The organism is Rhizobacter sp. P3_B12 (genome assembly GCF_056402895.1).
Map to the genome: position 1 here is coordinate 1 of NZ_JBFUGN010001321.1, position 1,344 is coordinate 1,344.

Annotated in this window: 2 protein-coding genes; both read right to left on the reverse strand. The window is 72.8% G+C overall.

Annotated features, from left to right (window positions below; translation table 11 throughout):
• Window positions 1-966, reverse strand: a 966-nt coding sequence (locus tag AC1D01_RS34895; protein WP_477874125.1) for a beta-ketoacyl [acyl carrier protein] synthase domain-containing protein, incomplete at its 3' end; no start/stop codon positions are given.
• On the reverse strand, window positions 963-1,344 hold a 382-nt coding region (locus tag AC1D01_RS34900; RefSeq protein ID WP_477874127.1), incomplete at its 5' end, for an acyl carrier protein. The genes AC1D01_RS34900 and AC1D01_RS34895, both read right to left, overlap by 4 nt.

Here is a 1,344-nt window from a genome sequence, read left to right on the forward strand (position 1 = left end):
CTCCTGTGCCGGGCCGTTCGGCGCGGTCAGGCCGCCGCTGCGGCCGTCCTGGTTCAGCGCGCTGCCGCGCACCACGGCCAGCACGCGGTCGCCGGCGGCCTGCGCATCGGCCAGGCGCTTCAGCACCAGCACCGCGCAGCCCTCGCCGCGCACGTAGCCGTCGGCCGCGGCATCGAAGGTCTTGCAGCGCCCGTCCGGCGCCATCATCCGGGCCTTCGAGAAGTTGATGTTCATCTCGGGCGTCAGGATCAGGTTGACCGCGCCGGCCAGCGCGATCTCGCACTCGTTCAGCCGCAGCCCCTGGCAGGCCTGGTGCAGCGCGACCAGCGACGACGAGCACGCGGTGTCGACCGCGACCGCCGGCCCGTGCACGCCGAGGAAGTACGACAGCCGCCCCGACGCGACGCTGGCCGCATTGCCGGTCGCGAAGTACGGGTCGATCAGCTCGGGGTGCCGGTACAGCGCGCGGCCGTAGTCGTTGTTGCTGATGCCGAGGTACACGCCGGTGCGCGCGCCGGCCGGCGTGGCCGCGAGCTCGCCCGGCGCATGGCCGGCGTCTTCGAGCGCCTCCCAGGCCACCTCGAGCAGCAGCCGCTGCTGCGGGTCCATGCTGGCGGCCTCGCGCGGCGAGATGCCGAAGAACTCGGCATCGAAGCGGTCGACGCCGTCGACGAAGCCGCCGAAGCGCGTCGTCATCTTGCCGGGCGCATCGGCATCGGCGTCGTAGAGCGCGTCGAGGTTCCAGCGCTCGGCGGGGATCGGGCCGATCGCATCGGTGCCCGACCACAGCAGCTCGGCGAAGCCGGCCGCATCGACCACGCCGCCCGGCAGCCGCATCGCCATGCCGATGATCGCGATCGGCTCGTGCAACGCGGCGTTCGAGCGCGCGAGCTCGGCCTTCAGCTCGCGGATCTCGAGCAGCGCGCGCTTGACGGGGCTCAGCGCTTCATCGCGCGGGTCGGTCATCGGGGATCTCCCAGTTCTTGCAGCAGCAGGGCTTCGGCTTCTTCGTCGCTCAGATCGTGCAGCGCATCGGCCCGGGTGTCGATGGCCGCGGGCTCGGCCGGCGCCGGCTCGTCGAGGCCGAGCAGGCGCATCAGGTGCGCGGTCAGCGCGGCCAGCGTCGGATAGTCGAACAACAGCGTCGCCGACAGCGGCCGGCCGATCGAGCGGGTCAGCGCGTTGCGCAGTTCCACCGCCATCAGCGAATCGAGGCCCAGGTCCTTCAGCGGCGTCTTCGGGTCGACCGGCGTGCCGGCGTCCAGGCCCAGCACGTGCAACGCACGCTCGACCAGGTGGGCCGCGAGCGCCGCGGCGCGCTGGCCGGCCGGCATCGCCTGCAGG